Source organism: Marinobacter sp., from assembly GCF_052094685.1.
In the GTDB taxonomy this organism is placed as follows: Bacteria; Pseudomonadota; Gammaproteobacteria; order Pseudomonadales; family Oleiphilaceae; genus Marinobacter.
This window is the reverse complement of the sequence record NZ_JBQDKB010000002.1, coordinates 85836-105714: the sequence shown is the minus strand read 5'-3', so window position 1 is coordinate 105714 and position 19879 is coordinate 85836. Positions and strand designations below refer to the sequence as shown.

The 19879-nt window shown below is 53.9% G+C and carries 14 protein-coding genes; 6 read left to right on the top strand and 8 right to left on the bottom strand.

Annotated features, from left to right (window positions below; genetic code table 11):
• Positions 1 to 20 precede the first annotated feature (20 nt).
• The 4 genes from purH (at position 21) to ACTH3S_RS00990 (ending at position 7283) form a co-directional block, all read left to right on the top strand.
• Positions 21 to 1601, top strand: coding sequence for a bifunctional phosphoribosylaminoimidazolecarboxamide formyltransferase/IMP cyclohydrolase (gene purH / locus ACTH3S_RS01005; RefSeq protein ID WP_441807153.1), 1581 nt, complete (start codon positions 21 to 23; stop codon positions 1599 to 1601).
• Between the two features lie 98 nt (positions 1602 to 1699).
• Entirely contained in the window at positions 1700 to 2986 is a 1287-nt protein-coding gene (gene purD / locus ACTH3S_RS01000) for a phosphoribosylamine--glycine ligase (RefSeq protein WP_441807148.1), read from the top strand.
• A gap of 350 nt (positions 2987 to 3336) precedes the next feature.
• Positions 3337 to 5526: a TonB-dependent receptor family protein gene (locus ACTH3S_RS00995; protein ID WP_441807147.1), complete on the top strand. Its 2190-nt coding sequence runs from the start codon at positions 3337 to 3339 to the stop codon at positions 5524 to 5526.
• 185 nt (positions 5527 to 5711) lie between these two features.
• Positions 5712 to 7283, top strand: a complete 1572-nt coding sequence (locus ACTH3S_RS00990; protein WP_441807146.1) for a cation:proton antiporter domain-containing protein — start codon at positions 5712 to 5714, stop codon at positions 7281 to 7283.
• A gap of 26 nt (positions 7284 to 7309) precedes the next feature.
• Here the strand turns inward: ACTH3S_RS00990 and senA are convergent, their stop codons facing one another.
• Positions 7310 to 8680, bottom strand: a complete 1371-nt coding sequence (gene senA, locus ACTH3S_RS00985) for a selenoneine synthase SenA (RefSeq protein WP_441807145.1) — start codon at positions 8678 to 8680, stop codon at positions 7310 to 7312.
• 34 nt (positions 8681 to 8714) lie between these two features.
• Positions 8715 to 10574 carry an SLC13 family permease gene (locus ACTH3S_RS00980; RefSeq protein WP_441807144.1) on the bottom strand — a complete coding sequence of 620 codons (1860 nt, stop codon included), beginning with the start codon at positions 10572 to 10574 and terminating at the stop codon, positions 8715 to 8717.
• A gap of 301 nt (positions 10575 to 10875) precedes the next feature.
• Between ACTH3S_RS00980 and ACTH3S_RS00975 the strand changes: the two genes are divergently transcribed.
• Both ACTH3S_RS00975 and ACTH3S_RS00970 read left to right on the top strand, forming a co-directional pair.
• Positions 10876 to 12267: a sigma 54-interacting transcriptional regulator gene (locus tag ACTH3S_RS00975; RefSeq protein WP_441807143.1), complete on the top strand. Its 1392-nt coding sequence runs from the start codon at positions 10876 to 10878 to the stop codon at positions 12265 to 12267.
• Positions 12264 to 13325: a transporter gene (locus ACTH3S_RS00970; RefSeq protein WP_441807142.1), complete on the top strand. Its 1062-nt coding sequence runs from the start codon at positions 12264 to 12266 to the stop codon at positions 13323 to 13325. The genes ACTH3S_RS00975 and ACTH3S_RS00970 overlap by 4 nt, the downstream gene beginning before the upstream one ends.
• A gap of 35 nt (positions 13326 to 13360) precedes the next feature.
• On the opposite strand, the gene ACTH3S_RS00965 is transcribed toward ACTH3S_RS00970, so the two are convergent.
• From ACTH3S_RS00965 to ACTH3S_RS00940, 6 genes are all read right to left on the bottom strand, one after another.
• Complete coding sequence (locus ACTH3S_RS00965; protein ID WP_441807141.1) at positions 13361 to 13852, bottom strand: hypothetical protein; 492 nt, start codon at positions 13850 to 13852, stop codon at positions 13361 to 13363.
• Between the two features lie 4 nt (positions 13853 to 13856).
• The gene (locus ACTH3S_RS00960; RefSeq protein WP_441807140.1) at positions 13857 to 14549 is read right to left on the bottom strand and encodes a C39 family peptidase; all 693 of its coding nucleotides are present in this window, start codon (positions 14547 to 14549) and stop codon (positions 13857 to 13859) included.
• A gap of 13 nt (positions 14550 to 14562) precedes the next feature.
• The gene (locus ACTH3S_RS00955; RefSeq protein WP_441807139.1) at positions 14563 to 14913 is read right to left on the bottom strand and encodes a hypothetical protein; all 351 of its coding nucleotides are present in this window, start codon (positions 14911 to 14913) and stop codon (positions 14563 to 14565) included.
• 53 nt (positions 14914 to 14966) lie between these two features.
• Entirely contained in the window at positions 14967 to 15809 is an 843-nt protein-coding gene (locus ACTH3S_RS00950) for a dentin sialophosphoprotein (RefSeq protein ID WP_441807138.1), read from the bottom strand.
• Positions 15810 to 16192: 383 nt separating this feature from the next.
• On the bottom strand, positions 16193 to 17782 hold the full coding sequence (locus ACTH3S_RS00945; protein ID WP_441807137.1) for an isocitrate lyase: 1590 nt from the start codon (positions 17780 to 17782) through the stop codon (positions 16193 to 16195).
• Between the two features lie 141 nt (positions 17783 to 17923).
• Entirely contained in the window at positions 17924 to 19870 is a 1947-nt protein-coding gene (locus ACTH3S_RS00940; protein ID WP_441807152.1) for a CASTOR/POLLUX-related putative ion channel, read from the bottom strand.
• Positions 19871 to 19879: the final 9 nt, after the last annotated feature.

Here is a 19879-nt window from a genome sequence, read left to right as displayed (position 1 = left end):
CAAGTGAAGAATGTGACCCCATGGCAAACCAGGCTAATACCCCCGTCCGTCGCGCGCTAATCAGCGTGAGTGATAAATCCGGCATCGTTGAGTTCGGGCGCGCCCTCACCGACCGAGGTATCGAACTGCTCTCTACCGGAGGCACCTTTCGCCTTCTGAAAGAAAACAGCGTTCCTGTTACCGAAGTGTCTGACTACACCGGTTTTCCGGAAATGATGGACGGCCGGGTGAAAACCCTGCACCCAAAAATTCACGGGGGCATTTTGGGCCGTCGTGGTACAGACGATGCCATTATGGGCGAACACGGCATTGACCCGATTGATATGGTGGTAGTGAACCTTTACCCATTTGAGTCCACGGTTGCCAACCCGGATTGCGACCTTGCCACAGCCATCGAGAACATCGATATCGGCGGCCCTACCATGGTTCGCGCAGCAGCCAAAAACCACAACGACGTGGCCATTGTAGTAAGCGCTTCGGATTACAGCCGGGTTCTGGCAGAGCTGGACGACAACGACAACCAGCTGCCCCACAGCACTCGCTTCGATCTGGCGGTAAAAGCTTTCGAACATACCGCAGGTTACGACGGCGCCATTGCCAACTACTTGGGTGGCCGCACAGCCGACAACGAAAACGCAGATTTCCCGCGCACCTTCAACAGTCAGTACGTGAAAGTGCAGGACATGCGCTACGGTGAAAACCCGCACCAACGTGCAGCCTTCTACGCCGAGCGCAACCCGAAGGAAGCCAGTGTTGCCACAGCAAAGCAGCTACAGGGTAAAGAGCTATCCTACAATAATGTCGCAGATACTGACGCCGCTCTGGAATGCGTGAAGCCGTTTGCAGACCCAGCTTGTGTGATTGTAAAACATGCCAATCCCTGCGGCGTGGCAATCGGTGCCGACATTCTCCAGGCATATGATCTGGCCTTTGCGACAGACCCCACGTCGGCATTCGGTGGCATTATTGCCTTCAACCGGGAGTTGGACGCGGAAACGGCCAAGGCGATTATTGAGCGCCAGTTTGTCGAAGTTATTATTGCCCCCACCATCGCACCCGAGGCTGTAGAACTGGTCGCAGCCAAAAAGAACGTAAGGCTGCTGGCTTGTGGCGACCTCAGCGGTGAGCGCGCCCAGTCAATGGACTATAAACGCGTAACCGGCGGCTTGCTGGTCCAGGACCGTGATTTGGGCATGGTGGCCATGAGCGACGTGAAAGTGGTAACCAACCGCCAGCCAACTGAACAGGAGCTCAATGACCTTCTGTTTGCCTGGGAAGTAGCGAAATACGTTAAATCCAATGCCATTGTTTATGCCCGCGCTGGCCGCACGATTGGTGTTGGCGCAGGCCAGATGAGCCGTGTTTACAGCGCCCGGATTGCCGGTATCAAAGCAGCCGATGAGAATCTGGAAGTCAAAGGTTCCGTTATGGCCTCTGATGCCTTCTTCCCGTTCCGGGATGGCATTGACGCCGCCGCCGAAGCTGGCATTACGGCCGTCATACAGCCTGGTGGCTCCATGCGCGACCAGGAAGTGATCGATGCCGCCAACGAGCATGGCATTGCTATGGTATTCACTGGTATGCGCCATTTCCGGCACTGATGAAAAACGGGGCAGGGGCAAAACTCCGCCCTGCGTTGTCATAAGACTTATGACAACACTTTGCACTAACTCTTTTAAAAAGCACGGGGCAACGAGATATGAATATTCTGGTTATCGGCAGCGGCGGTCGTGAACATGCACTGGCCTGGAAAGCAGCCCAGTCGCCGGATGCGGACACGGTTTTTGTCGCACCTGGCAACGCCGGCACCGCCCACGAGCCGGGTGTTGAGAACGTCGATATTGACGTTCTTGACCTTGAAGGCCTGGCAGGATTTGCCACCGATAACAAAGTAGGCCTGACCATCGTTGGCCCAGAAGCGCCTCTCGTTGCCGGCATTGTAGACCTCTTTGAAGAGCGCGGCCTGCGCGTCTTTGGTCCCAGCGCTGGAGCGGCACAACTGGAAGGCTCCAAAGCGTTCACCAAAGACTTCCTCGCCCGCCAGAATATTCCCACAGCGGGTTATGGCAACTTCACCGACGTAGACGAAGCCCTGGCCTATGTTCGTGAACAGGGCGCCCCCATTGTCGTCAAAGCAGACGGCCTTGCTGCTGGCAAAGGCGTTATCGTCGCCATGACCCTTGAGGAAGCCGAAAACGCTATCCGTGACATGCTCGCTGGCAATGCCTTTGGCGACGCCGGCAGCCGTGTTGTTATTGAGGAATTCCTGGACGGTGAAGAAGCCAGCTTCATTGTAATGGTCGATGGCGAGCATGTTTTGCCTATGGCCACCTCTCAGGACCACAAACGCGTGGGCGACGGTGATACCGGCCCGAATACCGGTGGCATGGGAGCCTACTCCCCGGCACCAGTGGTAACCGCCGACGTGCACCAGCGGATCATGGATGAAGTGATCTATCCAACTGTGCGCGGCATGGCAGCAGAAGGCCACCCGTACAAGGGCTTTCTTTACGCCGGCCTGATGATCGACGGTGCTGGAGCGCCCAAGGTGATCGAGTTCAACTGCCGCTTTGGTGATCCCGAAACACAGCCGATCCTGCTGCGCATGAAGTCAGATATCGTAGAGCTTTGCCAGGCAGCCATCGACGGCCAACTGGATCAGTGCAGTTCTGACTGGGACGAGCGCGCCGCCGTGGGCATTGTTCTGGCAGCGGGAGGCTACCCTGGCAGCTACAGCAAAGGCGACGCTATTTCTGGCTTGCCAGAAACGGAAACCGAGGGGGAGAAGGCGTTCCATGCAGGCACCACGCTTGATGGCGACCAAGTGGTCACCAGTGGCGGCCGGGTACTCTGTGCAACTGCATTGGGTAACACGGTGACTGAAGCCCAGCAACGGGCATACGCACTCGCCGAAAAAATACGCTGGGATGGCGTGTTTTACCGCAACGACATTGCCTATCGGGCTATTGCCCGGGAAGGGTCTTGATCCCAGCCACGCTTTTCGAATTAAAGCCCGGTCATTGACCGGGCTTTTTACATTGGGTAACCCGGCAATATCAGGACCTGCTCGTTCAACATTGTTTACCTGAGAACCTCCGAAGCCCCGCAGGCGTCTACTCGCCTCCCCTCCCGAAACTCCTCATAGAACCTTAAAAAGCTAACTAAAGCATGAGCATAGAGGAAAAAGTCTGGATAACGACTGGTGCACACAAACTGGCAATTTAAATCTAAAACAAAATCTAAACTTAAAAATGAATATAAATGAGATGCATTTGCAATTAGGTATCATTTAGGTATCATGGCCAAATTGTTAACCCAATGTAACCGGAGTGTCTAATGCAATACCGTGTTTCTCGCAGTCTTCTCGCAATAGCTATAGCCTCGGCCTCACTGGCCACCACAGCGCAAGAGCAGAACCTCGAAGAACTGGTCATCATTGGCGATGCTGAAACAGCATCGGCTTTGCCCGGCTCTGCTCACGTGGTGTCCAGCGAGCAACTGGAGCAAATGAAATATACCGATATAAATCAAGCTATTCGGCAGGTTCCTGGTACCTATCTGCGCGAAGAAGAAGGCTACGGTCTCCGCCCGAACATAGGCATCCGTGGATCCGGGTCCAGCCGCTCATCTGGCATTACCTTGATGGAAGACAGCGTATTAATGGCACCGGCACCCTACTCCGGACCAGCCGCTTATTACTTCCCTTCCTTTGGCCGCATGAGTGGTATAGAGGTTTTGAAAGGCCCTAACCTGTTGCGCTATGGGCCCGCAACCGTTGGTGGCGCGTTAAACCTGAGATCAACACCCATTCCTGACAGCCCCGCGGGCCACGTAACAGCGGAAATAGGCGAAGAAGGCAGCAAGCGCATCCATGCCTGGTATGGGGCCAGCACAGACCAGGTCGGCTGGATGATCGAAACCCACCAGCAGGAAAACGATGGTTTCAAAGACATTCAATATTCTGATCGTGAAAGCGGTTTCGACAAACAGGACTTTGTTGCGAAACTCAGGTTGAATTCAGCGCCCGATGCAGACATTTATCACCAGCTGGATCTGAAAGTGGATTACAGCGAAGAGCTGAGCAACGAGACCTATCTGGGGCTGACTGATGAAGACTTCGCCGAAGATCCTAATCAGCGCTACTTCGCTTCAGAACTGGACAACATGGATAACCAGCGCAACGGCTTTATGGCCCGCTACCTGGTGGAACTGTCGCCCGAACTGGCGTTGACCACTACCGCTTACTACAACACTTTCAAACGCGACTGGTACAAAGCTAACTCCCTTGGCGGTTCCAGCCTCGGCAGCATCATAAGCAGCGCAAATGGCGGTGATCCAACGGCCATTGGCCAATTGCATGGAAATATCGCAGCCGACCTTGAAGTGAAAAGCAACAGCCGCGAATACGTCTCCAAAGGGTTAGACTTCAAAGCAGATTGGATGACCAGTGCTGCTGGCATGGATCACAACCTCACCTTTGGCGTGCGTTATCACGAAGACGAAGTGGACCGTTTCCAGCCAGTGGATAACTTCCGCCAGGAAATTTTTAATGGCCAACCAGCTATCACTTACGTGAGTACAACGCAGCCCACAGGCGGTGACAACCGCATTGAGGAAGCGGAAGCCTGGAGCGCCTACATTGCTGACCGAATTGACGTTACGGATCGTCTCGAAGTCACTGCGTTACTTCGCTACGAAGATTTCGAAACCCAGGCCAAACGCTATGCCGATGTTGACCGCACCACCATTCAGGCTGGCAGCAGTGCTAAAAACAGCACCTCTGAGCTACTACCCGGTATTGGCATGACTTACGATTTAAACGATGAGGTTATATTGTTAGGCGGCGTACATCGTGGCATGCGTCCAGCTGGTGCTGGCAGCACCGACGTCGACCCGGAAATCAGCATTAACTACGAAGCCGGTGTGCGACTGCATCGGGGTGAGTTCTTCGGCGAAGCCATCGCTTTCTACAGTGATTACAGCAACACCGTTCAGTACTGCTCCCTGGCCAACCCTTGCGGCTCGCAAACATCCGGCTCTATCAGCAAAGGCGAATCCACCATTGCCGGGCTGGAAACTTTAGTGGGCTACGAAATACCACTGGGAGGTGGCCTTACCGCACCTTTATCAGCCACGTGGACGTACACGGATGCAGAAATCACCAAGGATAGCGATGACGGCAGCGTTCTGGACGGTGACAACCTGGCGTACCTGCCGGAGCAGGTATTTAACGTTCGCGCCGGCCTTCGCAGTGGTGAGCTTTGGGATGCCTATGTGGACCTGGCTTACGTGGATGAGATGTGCATCAACGGCGAGTGCAACAGAGCTGGCAGCACAAAATTTGACAAAACCGAAGCTTATACGGTGGTCAACTTCTCTGGCAGCTATCAAGTGGCCCCTGGTGCAAGGGTATTCACCAAAATTGCCAACCTGATGGACGACCAGAAAATTGTTTCCCGTTCACCTTACGGCGCACGCCCGAACCTGCCACGCACAGCCTACCTTGGCATGAGCGTCGATTTCTAGTTTCTCAGAACACAACTGTATCTTTTGCGAGATCATTCTGTGTATTTTGCCCGGCCTTTGGCCGGGCGTTTTTTTGCCGCAAGCAAACCCACGCTCAGCCCCTGCGACAGGCCCCACTTCAACGGTCAGTGAAAACAAGGTAGCCTTATGAGAAATATAATTCGTTTCCCCTGAAAGAATCTCTCATGCCTGAAGCTATCTGGATTTCTTTGGCCTTTGGTCTTGGTCTGCTGATCAAGACCATTGGCTTGCCGCCGTTAATCGGTTATCTGGGCGCGGGTTTCGTTCTCAGCGCTATTGCGGCCACTCCATCCATTCCCCTCTATCCAGAACCTACAGCGGCACTTGCCCACATCGCCCATCTGGGTGTATTGCTGATGCTTTTCACGGTGGGCTTGAAGCTCAAGCTCAAGTCGGTTATCAGCCCGGAGGTTATCGGCGGTAGCCTGCTACACTTTGCCATCACCTGCTTTGTATTTACGCCGGGGCTTTACCTGCTATTGGATACCACCTGGTACGTCGCCTTTATGTTGGCGGTTGCCCTCTCTTTCTCATCCACAGTGCTTGCTGCAAAGGTGTTGGAAAACAAACGCGAACTGAGAGCGTTCCACGGCCGGGTCTCCATCGGCATCCTTATCATGCAGGACTTGATTGCGTTACTGGTAATGAGCCTGGCTGCGGGCCAGACCCCCTCAGAATGGGCGTTGATTGTATTTGGCCTGCCCCTGTTGCGGCCGTTGTTGTTCAAGCTGCTGGATGCCAGTGGGCACGATGAGCTTCTGGTGCTTTTAGGCCTGCTGTTGGCGCTCGTACTTGGCGGTATGGGCTTTGAAACGGTGGGGCTGAGCTCAGAGCTGGGCGCGCTGATATTTGGTGCTATTTTGGCAAATCATCCTCGAAGCCAGGAGTTAGCCAAATCCCTATGGAGCGTAAAAGAGATCTTTCTGGTTGGCTTCTTTTTGCAAATCGGAATAGGGGGCCTGCCAGGCACCAACGCTATTGTCTTTGCCGTGGTAGCAGCCTTCGTTCTGCCGCTAAAGGGTATTCTGTTTTTCTTCCTGATGCTGCTGTTCCGCCTGCGGGCCCGCAGCGGCTTTTTGACCGCGCTTTCACTCACCAACTACAGTGAGTTCGGGCTGATTGTAGCCAGCATAGCACTACCCGAATGGCTGGTTCCTCTGGCAATAACGGTTGCGCTGTCCTTCCTGATTTCGGCCCCACTGAACCGGTTCGCCCACCCACTCTATGAGCGGTTGAGCCATCGACTTGTTCCCTTTGAGAGCACTCAAAGGCACCCAGATGAACAACCTATTTCTCTTGGCGACACCCGTGTTTTGGTGATGGGCATGGGTCGCACTGGCACCTCAGCCTACGATTGGCTGCAAGCAACAGAGCCACGGTTGATGGCGCTGGATTCAGACCCCCCAAAAGTGGCGAGACACCAAAAGGAAGGGCGCAACGTAATCTATGCGGATGCAGAAGACAACACCTTCTGGGAGAGTCTGCATATGCCGTCGTTGGAGGCTGTCATTCTTGCCATGAGTGATATTGAAGCCAAACTGATTGCGGCTCGCATGCTGAGAAAGCTTGGCTTTACCGGCTACATCGTCGCGCACACCATGTACCCAGACGAGGCCAGACTTATCCAGGAGGCGGGCGCGGATGACGCCTACCTAACCATGAGCGAGACGGGTGTGGCGCTTGCGAGTCACCTACTGGACCGGCAAGCACCGACGAAATCCGAGCTGGCCTCATAAGGGCCAAAGTACCCAGAGGCTTTAGACTACTTTGTGGACAAAGCGCATGTCCGAAAGCCAGTATAAACATCGTTTCGCTGCGGCAGGTATGCTTGGCGATAGGTGCCACGAATCAAGCTAAGCGACGTGGCACAACTGCCCCCGCGGCTTACCTTGTGGTCGCCAAACTGGAGCGTAGACATGAACGGATACATGTCTTTGCGAAAGCCGTCGTAAGGGAAAAACTGGCTATTGGTCCACTCCCATACTGAGCCAATCATTTGCCGGCAACCAAAAGGGCTGTCTCCTGCCGGGTAATCAAACACAGGATTCTGCGCCATACCGGTTGCGCTCATATCCGCCCGCACAGCGTCGGGTAGCTCGTTCCCCCAGGGATATCTCTGGAACGGTTCACCCTTCCGGTTACCCAGTGCCGCCACCTCCCATTCCTGCTCAGTGGGCAGGCGCCGACCCGTCCAGTGGCAATAGGCTTCTGCTTCCCAGTAGCTAATGTGAGTTACTGGCGCATCGGGATTCAATGGATGCCATTGGTCAAAGAGTTTTTCCTGCCACTGGCCCCCATGCTGGCGCCAGTACAAAGGCTGCCGGGGGAGTATCAGTAGGGGGTTCTCTTCCCCTTGCACCAGCGCCATGTCGATGCCTGTTCCCAGCCATTTCTGACCGCCAAATGACCATAGTTCAGGCTTTTGATAACCACCGTCTTCTACAAAGGCCATAAACTGGCGGTTGCTAACCAGGTACCGGGAAATCGCAAACGCAGGCAGGCTCACAGCATGCCGAGGTTTTTCTGCGTCAAACGCAAAATCCTCCGTCGCATACTGACCCGAGTCCCCAGGCATGCCAATCAACCAGTCGCCGGCAGGAACCACAACATCATCTTCTAGCAAGCCGCCCTGTAACTCGCCAGGCGCTGGTCGGCCACAACTTGCCCCCGGCGGTGGCGCGTAACCAGCAGTCTGGCGGCACCACACCAATGATTCTATGTGCATGTTCTGGTGATAGATGGCGTAGCGATACAAGTACAGCTCGCGGTCTGTCAGTGGCGAGTGTTCGATACGATCCGCCATTTTGTCGTAAACATGGTCGAAATAGGCCAGGGTTTTTTCAAGGCCGGGAAAAAGATCCCTGCGCCAGCGATCCTGGTGATCAATGTGGAACGAATCCCACAGCTCGTCCATGGAAGAGTCGAAGCTGGTATCGCCATCCAGAAGGTTGAACACAAACACTTCATAGAAAAAAGCGGCATGTCCCATTTCCCAAAGCGGTGGATTCACGCCCGGGTGGTAAGGAATATCAAGCTGTTGCTCGTCTAATGATGTGATGAGCTGTCGCGTTCGCTTGCGCGTCACGGCAAGTTCCACCAGCAATCCAGCCTTTTGCATCTGCTCTGCTTCCATCATGCCTCCTTAAGCTTGATTCACTTTCATACTATCAGGTCCAGACCAGCATGATGACTGGCACGGCAACGACCGTGACCACCACAGTGAGCGGCAAACCCAAGCGCCAGTAATCAGCAAATTCGTAGCCCCCAGGCTCCATCACCAGCGCATTGGACTGATGCCCTATGGGCGTCATAAAAGCACATGACGCCCCCACGGCAACCGCCATCAACACTGCATCGGAAGGTATTTGTAGTTCACTGGCCAGGCTCAGAGCGATAGGCGCAACCACAATAGCTGCCGCTGCATTATTTACGACGTTGGACAACAACGTGGTGCTCACCAGTATCATCACCAGCACCGAGACAACTGACAGATTCTCGCCCAGCACCAGCATCTGCGCGGCAATCAGCTCAGCGCCACCAGTGGTCTCCATCGCCTGGCCGACCGGAATCATCGCCGCCAACAATACAACTACCGACCAATCAATCGCTTTGTAAGCTTCCGCTGCAGACATGAGTTTCACCACCACCATAGCAACCGCTCCCGCTACCAACGCGACCGGGGCTGAAAGCAGGCCGGCAACAATGGCGACAACGCTAGCCAGAAAGATGCCAGAGGCCATGACGGTGTTGCGGGGAGAGCCCAACCTCAGACCTCGCTCTGCCAGCGGCAGGCAGCCCAACTCTGCCAACGTGCCGCCCAGAGAATCCTCGAACCCCTGCACCAGCAATATATCGCCGGCATTGAAGCGTATGTCTCCCAAGCGTCGCTTGAGGCGATAACCCAGTCGGGCTACGGCAACAATATTGAGCTGATAGCGCTCCCGTAACTGCAGCCGGTTGGCCGTTTGCCCAACCAGCGAGGACTCTGGCGCTATCACCGCCTCCACCAAGTGAAGCTCGCCTTTGGCTATACGGACAGAGGCTGCCTTGTCGTCTTCCTCATTTTCTTCGTCTCGGGTGGCAGCTACGGTGCTGTCGTTATTCTTCTCACTGGCGTTTTCTGCTTCCTGATCATCGATAGCCTGGTAAGCAAGCTCAAGTCCGGTGTTATCAAGGAATGCCTGCAAGCTGGTGGTGTCGGCCTCCACCAACAGCACATCTCCTTCATGCATGACTTTGTAGGTGGAAGGCACAGCTTGGCGCTGCTCGCCTCGAATCAACGCAAGAACGACAACGTCTGGCTCGTCCCCGGATTCGGTAAGCAGGTTGTGCAGCGTTGAGCCCGCATGGGGAGAGTCAGCGGGAATACGCAGCTCAGTAACATACTCACCAACGCTGAACAGCTTTCCATTGGTCGAGCTCTCCTCTCGCCGGGGCGTAAAACGCCAGCCAATAAGCGTAATGAAAGCTATCCCCGCCAGCGTAATCGCCACGCCGACAGGTGCAAAATCAAACAATCCGAAGGTGCCGCCCTCACGGTAGGATGCAATGATAATATTGGGCGGCGTACCGATCAGCGTCATGGTGCCGCCCAACAGTGATCCAAAGGCCAGAGGCATCAGCAGTAGTGAAGGCGAACGCCCCGCTTCCCGTGACATCCAGATGGCCACAGGCATCAGCAACGCAAGTGCACCCACGTTATTAATAAAGCCAGAACAAAGGGCCACCACACTGGTCAGCGTCAGCACCTGAAGCGTCGGGCGATGGCTGATCTTACCCAGCAGGCGTGCGATGTTGTCTACCACGCCACCGTTCACCAGCCCCTGGCTGATAACCAGAACAGCCGCCACGGTAATCACGGCCGGATGACCAAAACCCGCAAACAACTCTTCAGTTGGCACCAAACCCGTAATGGCTACCGCCAGCAATGCGAGCATCGCCACCACATCAAAACGCAAGCGGTTCCATACGAACATGGCAAGGGTAATTCCGAGCACCGAAAATACAATACCTTGCTCAATACTCAAGGGCGATCTCCTGCTTCAGGATGGGTAACAGTCACCCTAGAAATGTCAGCCAACTTTACAGTTTTACGGCCCGCCAAACATCCAAAATTCGCAACCGCCTGTATAGCCTTACCTATATATTCTTTGGCACACAATCTGCCTGACCAAACGAAATATAAAGCAATATACATGGCTGCATGCAGCATGCCATGGCGGGTCACACAGGGCCGTGTGCCGGAGCTTTCGCCGTACCGGTTAAACAACATAATTCTGAACGACTGGCAGTCCAATTTCCAAGGCACCACTCCCGTGGAGGCTTGCCATGGTGGAAAAGAGACCGCTTGTTTGGCTGTCAGCGGCAGACAGCAAAACCTGCGTGCGAAAGGAACTGGAAACAAATTGGAACCTGATCGATTTCAATCTTGATGAGCCTGTATCCCTACTGGCTACTGTTCCCGATGAGGCCAGAGTGGGTGTACTGGAGCTTCCAACATTCCCAGAAAAAGACACCCCGCTGCCCGAATGCTGGCTTGAGACGCTCGGCCTGAGATATTGGGTCGCTATCGCTCCGCAACGGCCCGTACGCGGAACACATATCGCTAGACTAATCACACTCTACTGTTCCGATTTCCATACATTGCCCGTGGATTTCCAGCGCATCAATACCGTGCTGGGCCACTTGTGGGGCATGGCAACCATTCTGGAACCAATCAACAACCTTGCACACGATCGTTACCAGTGGCTGGCACTGCAGGGAGACTCTCAACCCATCCAGCAGGCTCGCAGCCTACTCAGGCGCCTGTCGGCAACATTAGAGCCAGTGTTGATTACCGGAGAAAGCGGCACTGGGAAGGACGCTGCCGCCAGATTCATTCATTCGCATTCCACCCGAGCTACCGGCCCACTGGTGACCATTAACTGCGCGGCCTTGCCTGCGACTCTTACCCAGAGCGAGCTGTTTGGATATGAAAAGGGAGCCTTTACCAACGCCCTGAGTTCTCGGCCAGGCCGGCTTGAGCAGGCGAATGGCGGCACGCTGGTATTCTCTGGCATCAACGAGCTTAAGCTTGAACAACAATCTGCCATCTTGCGGTTTCTTCAAGAAGGCTATATTGAACGGGTCGGTGGCAACACACAAATACCGATCAACTGCAGAATTATCACCACCACCAGTCAATCACTACCCGATCTAATAGCGCTCGGGCGCTTCCGTAGTGATGCTTACTATCGCCTTGGCAGCTTAGAAGTGACACTCCCGGAGCTGAAAAACAGGCGAGAGGACATACCAACCCTTGCCCGCGCACTACTCGCAATGTCTTCTCCGGGAACAAAGCCCAAACGGTTGAGCAACGAGGCTATTCACAGCCTGGTGAACCACTCCTGGCCAGGCAACTTCCGGGAATTTCAAAACTGCTTACAACAGGGATCGTTACTCAGCAACGCATTGGTCATCGAGGCTTCCGATCTTGGTCTGGCCAGCCTCGGTTCCGGTTCGAAAGTCTCCTCCAACATCAGTCTCAAAGAGTTCCGCGCCCGGGCTGATCGGCAGGCGCTGTTATGCAGCCTCAGATTGGCAAACTACAACATGTCAGAAGCTGCGAGGATTCTGAACATATCGCGGGTTTCGCTTTACCGGCTATTTAACAAGTACAAACTTGGCTCTCATAGCCAAAACCTCCGTCCTAACCCTGTCCGAAAGGGAGACTTGCCATGAAAATCCAATCTCACCTATTGCTCACTCTCAGCGTGTGCATAATTCCTACAATCAGTGCCGCAAAGCCAGAACAAGACGAGGTCGGGAAAACACCCACCCAAGCCGAACGATCTCAAGAACAAGCCTCGGATATCGCTTCAATCACCTCTGACCGAGGCATTGTCACTCACCCGGGCCGCTTCACCATTGAGCCATCTATTTCTTACGCCCACAGCAACGCAACCCAGGTTGCGGTGGAGGGCTATACGGTAATTCCTGCCCTTCTGATAGGCCTGATCAATATTTCAGAGGTTCAACGGGATATTTTTGTTGGCGCGCTGTCTCTGAAATACGGGTTTACCAGCCGCTTTGAAGCCGCCATACGTACACCCTACTTGAGCATTCACGAAGATCTTCGAGAGCGTCAAGCGTTTGAAGGTACGCCTGTGGATACACTGTGGGAGTCTTCTGGCGAAGGCTTGGGAGACATAGACGTGTCATTACGTTACCAGCTAAACGATGGCCTGGGAGGTTGGCCCTACGTTATCGGTTCATTTCGCGCAAAAGCACCCACCGGAGATAGCCCATACGACGTCGATCAGCGTGTCGTTAGGGATAACAACGGCAACGCCATTGGAATAGAACTTGAAGAACGTCCAACAGGCTCGGGATTTTGGTCCTTCGAGCCTGGTGTATCATTCATTTACCCTTCAGACCCTGCTGTGCTCTATGGCAACCTAAGCTATGTTTATACGTTAAAAGACGAGAAGGGCTTTGAGAACGGCAACACCGTTGACCCGGGTGATATCATCCGATTTGGCTTCGGCATGGGGTTCGCTTTCAATCAACGCACGTCATTCAGTCTTGGCTACGATCACTCGATTATCCGAAAGACAACCTATGAGCGCGACTTTGATCTTTTTGGCGCTAACTTTGACAGCATTCAGATTGGCTCATTGTCATTCGGGCTTTCTCAGAGATTGTCATCCAATACAACGTTAAGCCTTACTGTTAGCGTGGGTGTAACGGAAAATGCGCCGAACAGTGAGATCACACTGAAACTGCCTATTAGTCTCTAGAAAATTGGGAGCATCGTGCGCACGATGCACGATGCTCAACGCCCAAGAAACTGAAGAATGGGGTTACGCAGGCTATCGGGAATGCGGTAACCAGGCCCCAGATTATTCAGTTCGATGTTCAATTGTCGCGCATTCTGAATGACCGCCCCATTCAAGTCATTCTGAATCAGTGTCATCCACCCGCCGGCACCCGACGCAGCTGATACCAGCGCCTGTCCATTCTGCCCGGAGTTGATGATACCTAACACCGTATCTATCCGATGCGGTAACGCCTGCCCACTCACCATCTGATTCAGATTAGGGATGGTTAGTCGGTTGATCGCCAGAGCTTCACCGTTAACCGAAACCACCTGCTCCAGCCCAATCGAAATCTCCAAGTTGCCCAAACTAAAGCCCCCCCTGTATGACGCAAGCTCGTCGTCGCTCAAAGCCGAAGACAGAAGCAGGCCGTCAGCCCCTGCCGGCATAGCCACACTTGTGAGGAAAAAGGCCAGCCCCATCAGTGCACATCGCTGCATGCTAACCATGGCGTTACCACTCCCTCGTGGATGGCCAATGTGGCAGTGTGTGACCAAGTGACGGCCCTTCCTGCCCCTTAGACAGCGGTGCCCGAGCAACTTGTGGCCAGTCTCCGCTTGTCAGAAATGTGCTACGTCCCTGTTGCATATGGCTGCGAATAACAAAAGCCGCGCCATTCCAATAATCTTCAAACTCCGCTCTTGGATACACTTGAAGCCCGCGAGCTGGATCGCCAACAAACACCTCGTCTTCACTGATTCCCTTAATAACAACAAAATGCCGGAACCCATTCATGTTCAAAAGCACGATAACCGGCAAACGAACCTTATCTCGTATGCCCGATAGCGGCATACGAAAGCCATCAGCCTGATAGCCTTCGGCCTCCAGAAAGTGCTTCATATCCAGCATAGAGAAGCCTTCAAGGCGGACCTTTTCTGGATCTGCCAGCGCGAACATTCCAGAAAAAACGTCATGCTCAGTGACATCGTGGTTGTAGTGGTAAGAAAGTAGAGAGGCAATTGCAGCCGAGCCACAACTAAAATCGAACTGCTGCTGCATGACCGAGCTGAAACGCTGCTCCTTGAAACTCTGAACCCCCAACTGAAGTTGGCCACCCACGCCCGGCAGCATAAAGGTGCTGGAAAAAGCGGTGGACCAGAGCATCGCAGCTCCCACTGTAAATAGTACAAGCATCCGATTCATCATGGCCCACCTCCTGTCAGCGATTGATGTGAATGTTTACCTGTGTGCTGTCCTGAATCACCACCTGGTTACCCGTGTTCTGAATGACCGTGGCAATACCGCTCATGTTTCCGAATGCCTGATCTGAGATCAAGTTGTCTCCGGTCGTTGAAGAACCCGACAGCGTATTTCCGGTAACCACACCATTCTGGTGGTTTTCGTTGAGTTGCAACTGGAGGGGAACCCCCTGTCGCCCGCTGGTATCCTCTAGCTGATCTGCACTCATCGTGGGTAGCGCCATCCATTCTTCGGCTACCACTGTGCCAGCCAGTCCCATAGCAACGAACAAACACACGGTTTTCAAAACCCCTCTGATGACGTTAGTCATAACGTGTCTCCCGACAGCAGCTGGGCCACACCCTGAAGTGTGGCCCGCTTTGCTTACTCGCTACCACCGCCACCTGCGGACAGGTTAGACATAACACTCACGTTGGCCTGGGTAACACTACCCACGCCGGCGTTCTGGGCAAAGGCGCCAACGCCAGTGAAGTTAGCCGAGCCCCCGCCTATGCGGTTGGAAACACGGGCGTCTGTGTAGGAGTTCCTACCGTTCGCATCGCCGTAGGTGATGGTAGTGCCACTCACAGCGCCATCAAGGTCGGCGTTGTTCATGAACACATCCAGTGACAGACTCACATCGGTGGTGCTGCTATTAGAGCTGTCGCTGTTACCACTGTCAGCTGTATTGAACGAATCGTTGGTGCTGTTATTCGAGTTATCAGAGTTATCGGAGTTGTCCGAGTTGTCCGAGTTGTCCGAATTATCGGAGTTATCGGAATTGTCGGAATTATCCGAGTTATCGGAGTTATCGGAGTTGTCTGAATTATCAGACATGTCATTGCCACTGTCGGCAACTTTGAACGCGTCGTTCAAGCTGGTGCTGTTATCTGAACTGTCAGAATTATCCGAGCTATCTGAATTGTCAGAGCTATCGGAGTTATCCGACATATCATTGCCACTGTCGGCAATTTTGAACGCGTCGTTCAGGTTGGTACTGCCATCCGAGTTGTCGGAGTTATCCGAGTTATCCGAGCTATCTGAGTTATCTGAGCTGTCCGAATATGTAGAGCTGTCATTGCCGGAGTTGGTTGAGGCGCTGGAGGTATTATCCGCGTTAGTGTTCGGGCTTCCATCCCCGCCTTGGTCATCTTCGGCCAATGCCGCTCCTGAGAGTCCCATACTTAAGGCTATTGCAATCGCTAGCATGCTTTTATTGGTGTTCATAACGTCAATTCCTTTGAGGTTGTTGGCTTATCAGGGATCTCGACCCAACTCACTAGCTTTTGGATAAATCAGGGTTCAGATCCACACTAGAGAGACAGCGATTCCCGTGCCAGTTTCAAAAGAAAAGCACAACCAACTGATTTTTATCATCAATTATAGATATCATAAGATTAGAAAACCGCTTTCTATGCAGCAACCTGTTCCAGATCTGAAACACCACGATTAGAGGAAACCTATGATGTTAGATACTTATGCTGGCTTTTCAGCCATGTAGCCTACGAAAGCAGGTGTCGAAACCGAAAATCCCACACAAAAAAGCCCCGCATTCGCGAGGCTTTTTCACACTCCCGAGCATGCCCGGGAGTCACAACTAAACCGTTCGTTTAGAACTGGTTCATCGTGTTGTCTCCACCACCGGCTTTCAGCGCAGCATCACCTGCGAAGAATTCCTTGTGGTCGTCACCAATGTTAGAACCAGCCATGTCCTGGTGCTTAACAGTGGCGATACCCTGACGGATCTCTTCACGCTGCACACCTTTAACGTAAGCCAGCATACCTTGGTCGCCGAAGTAACCTTTGGCCAGGTTGTCCGTAGACAGTGCCGCAGTGTGGTAAGTCGGCAGAGTGATCAAGTGGTGGAACACACCCGCTTCACGAGCCGCATCGCGTTGGAAGTTAGCGGTCCATTCGTCAGCCAACTGGCCCAGTTCGGTGCTGTCGTACTCTTCGCTCATCAACTTAGAACGATCATATGCTGCTACGTCCTTGCCTTCTTCAGTCCACGCGTCGAATACTTGCTGACGGAAGTTCAGAGTCCAGTTGAACGATGGGCTATTGTTGTAAACCAGCTTGGCATCTGGAACTTCTGCCTTGATGCGGTTAACCATGGCAGCGATTTGGCCAACGTGGGGCTTCTCGGTCTCGATCCACAGCATATCAGCGCCGTTCTGCAGGCTGGTGATGCAGTCAAGAACGACACGGTCTTCACCTGAACCTTCTTTGAACTGGAACAGGCCAGAAGCCAAACGCTTGGGCTTAACCAGCTTACCGCCCTGCTTGATCACAACGTCGCCGTTGTTGATGTCTTCAGCATTTGCGATTACGTCGCCATCGATAAAGCTGTTGTACTGGTCGCCCAGGTCACCCGGCTCGTCCGTTACAGCGATTTGCTTGGTCAGGCCAGCACCCAATGAGTCAGTACGGGCAACGATAACACCGTCATCTACACCCAGCTCCAGGAACGCCAAACGAACAGCGTTGATCTTGGACAGGAAGTCGGCGTGAGGAACGGTTACTTTGCCGTCCTGATGGCCACACTGCTTCTCGTCAGAAACCTGGTTCTCGATCTGGATAGCACACGCACCGGCTTCGATCATCTGCTTAGCCAGCAGGTAGGTCGCTTCGTCGTTACCGAAACCGGCATCGATGTCTGCAATGATCGGTACAACGTGGGTTTCGTGGTTGTCGATCTGCTTGATCAGCTCTTCTGCCTTGGCAGTGTCGCCCGCGTTTTCAGCGGCTTCCAGATCACGGAACAGGTGGTTCAGTTCCCAGGAATCTGCCTGACGCAGGAAGGTGTACAGCTCTTCGATCAGGCCAGAAACGGCCGTTTTCTCGTGCATGGACTGGTCAGGCAGCGGGCCGAACTCGGAACGCAGGGCAGCAACCATCCAGCCAGACAGGTACAGGTAACGACGCTTGGTGCTGTTGAAGTGCTTCTTGATAGAAATCATCTTCTGCTGACCAATGAAACCGTGCCAGCAACCCAGAGACTGAGTGTACTGAGACTTGTCATTGTCGTAATTAGCCATGTCTTCGCGCATGATTTTTGCGGTGTACTTGGCAATATCCAGACCGGTTCTAAACTTGTTCTGAGCGCGCATACGAGCGGCGTGCTTAGGGTTAATCGCGTTCCAGGTCGGGTTTTGCTTCAGTACGGAAGCAATGGCATCTATGTCGCTTGAATAAGGCATGATTTCGATCCTTAGGTTGATGATTTAGCTGCGTTGCCAAGTACTTTAATGGCTTAATATTTATAATTGAAATTTATATAATCTATTTTCAGCATTTTTCTTATGAATGAATCCAGAGGGGGCTGCTCACCACGGCGAGCCTCAGGACTGGCAGAGCACAACCAGTTGATCGCCGGGCTGCAAATCCAGGTACTGCCTCCGCGGCGGGTTCAACATAAGGCACCGGCCACGAGCATCGGCAGTGGCACGGAGCACGCCAAGAGCCACCTCACCGCTCGCAGCCAGTACCTTTTCCAGCACGTGAAAATCCGCGCTCGCCGGCAACGGATAGGTTTCTGGGTTCTGGAATCGAATCTCAGCGCCACCAACGGTAAACAGCTCGTCCAGCACCACTCTAAGTTCACGGCGCAACGCTACTTGCGCCAAAATATGGCTGAGGATCATCGGGCTAATGAGCATTTCGCTCTGATGGCCATAGAGCAAGTGCCGGTTGTCCGGATCGCTAAGCTCCATAATCAACTGCGGCCGGCCAGGCGATTCTGCCAGTATGTCTTCAAGCTGGAGGTAACCCACCATGGTTCGCGCATCCGCTTCCTCACCCGAGGCCAGCCGGTCACTACTGAGGAGTATAATAGTGTCGTAACTGGCAGGATTGATCCGGCGCAATTCCTCCTCAACCATGTAATCAGCTTCGACATGGCTGTAGTTTTCGAGAGATGTTCCAACGGCATAACGAGTGAGTGCATGCTCACGCTCAGGTATCGGCACAGCGGAGACAACATCCACCAAGGGCTGCCCAGGGCCATAACTGGCAAACTCGGCCATCAGACTGGGCACTCTTCGGTTCCAGCCAAGCAACAGAATACGGCGCCCTTCTAGCCCCTCCCCCCGCGCAGCCCGCTTGGCTTCGCCACGGTTTATCTGGGGCAAAGCCTGCGCTTTCGGATCCACATCTGTTTCAGCGTAATCCCGGGCCATCATCACGACCCGATCCTCGGTGTTTATACGGGTAGCCGACGGCGCCGCCAGCTGGATATCCCAGCCCTGCTCACGATAACGAAGCAAACCAAGAATCACGACACTCGGGCGCTCAGCCGCCAACTCCCCAAGCGTCAGGCCAGCTACGGACTCACCGCCCCGAATGTAAATCTCGTTACCTTCACCGGCCGTAAGTAGCTCGTTGTACACTTCTGATAAACCCGTGTGTAACACGTTTTGCACCAACAGACGGCTGATGGTGGCGTTGCCGGCCACCACCTCAACCGCACCTGGGTAGGCCCGCTCAACCACGGGTAACTTGCGGATATCCTGAATCTCCGCCACCACATAGGGCAAAGGCGCATGGTATTGCCTTGCCTGCGCCGCAATCGACAGCAGTGCTTTAACGGTTTCCACATCCGAGGTAATCAGACTGCCAACTTCGTATGCCGCGCTGGGCACGATCACCGCTGCGGCATCCAAACAGGCAACTCTCTGTAAGGCCTCCGGCTGAATAGCCAGCCCCGAGCGCAAGATGATCTGGCGAACCCGCCTGCCAATGCCTGGCTCATTGCGCAGCTCATGGACCTGCACCGCCGACGCTTCTTCAGATAACACCACCAGATTCAGCTTCTGAACGTCATGTCTTGCCAAAAACCGGCGCATTCGGCCGGAAGAGCCCAACAGTTCGGCAAGCAGCGGTAGGGTCTGGCTGCCCCACCCAAGTACCACCACGTGGTTTTTCAGGGTAACGGGGGTAAGGCCACGTTCAAGATCCGCCATTTTGGCAATCAGCCAGCGGGTCAGGATGGCCACCAGGGTACCCATAAACACCACGTACCCACTGATGGTCAGCAGTGTTGAGACAAGGCGTTGCCATGTGCCGACATCGTCACCCAAATAGCCGGGGTCGGTCAGACGAAGAAAAGCCCACCAAACCGCAGACCCAGGGTCATCAAAGTCGCCGCCTTGGGGCACAACCAGCAAGCCACCGATCAGGGAAATGATCCCAATAAAAACACCCACCACCAGCAACTGGAAGCCAACGCCTTTCACCAGCTGTCGCTCAACAACAAACTTCACACGATCAACAACTCGAAACGGCAGCATGGCGGTTTT

Excerpts from the sequence above, each read along its gene's own strand:
- purH (WP_441807153.1), top strand. The coding sequence starts at position 21 with ATGGCAAACCAGGCTAATACCCCCGTCCGTCGCGCGCTAATCAGCGTG.
- purD (WP_441807148.1), top strand. The coding sequence starts at position 1,700 with ATGAATATTCTGGTTATCGGCAGCGGCGGTCGTGAACATGCACTGGCC.
- ACTH3S_RS00995 (WP_441807147.1), top strand. The coding sequence starts at position 3,337 with ATGCAATACCGTGTTTCTCGCAGTCTTCTCGCAATAGCTATAGCCTCG.
- ACTH3S_RS00990 (WP_441807146.1), top strand. The coding sequence starts at position 5,712 with ATGCCTGAAGCTATCTGGATTTCTTTGGCCTTTGGTCTTGGTCTGCTG.
- senA (WP_441807145.1), bottom strand. The coding sequence starts at position 8,680 with ATGGAAGCAGAGCAGATGCAAAAGGCTGGATTGCTGGTGGAACTTGCC.
- ACTH3S_RS00975 (WP_441807143.1), top strand. The coding sequence starts at position 10,876 with ATGGTGGAAAAGAGACCGCTTGTTTGGCTGTCAGCGGCAGACAGCAAA.
- ACTH3S_RS00970 (WP_441807142.1), top strand. The coding sequence starts at position 12,264 with ATGAAAATCCAATCTCACCTATTGCTCACTCTCAGCGTGTGCATAATT.
- ACTH3S_RS00965 (WP_441807141.1), bottom strand. The coding sequence starts at position 13,852 with ATGGTTAGCATGCAGCGATGTGCACTGATGGGGCTGGCCTTTTTCCTC.
- ACTH3S_RS00960 (WP_441807140.1), bottom strand. The coding sequence starts at position 14,549 with ATGATGAATCGGATGCTTGTACTATTTACAGTGGGAGCTGCGATGCTC.
- ACTH3S_RS00955 (WP_441807139.1), bottom strand. The coding sequence starts at position 14,913 with ATGACTAACGTCATCAGAGGGGTTTTGAAAACCGTGTGTTTGTTCGTT.
- ACTH3S_RS00950 (WP_441807138.1), bottom strand. The coding sequence starts at position 15,809 with ATGAACACCAATAAAAGCATGCTAGCGATTGCAATAGCCTTAAGTATG.
- ACTH3S_RS00945 (WP_441807137.1), bottom strand. The coding sequence starts at position 17,782 with ATGCCTTATTCAAGCGACATAGATGCCATTGCTTCCGTACTGAAGCAA.
- ACTH3S_RS00940 (WP_441807152.1), bottom strand. The coding sequence starts at position 19,870 with ATGCTGCCGTTTCGAGTTGTTGATCGTGTGAAGTTTGTTGTTGAGCGA.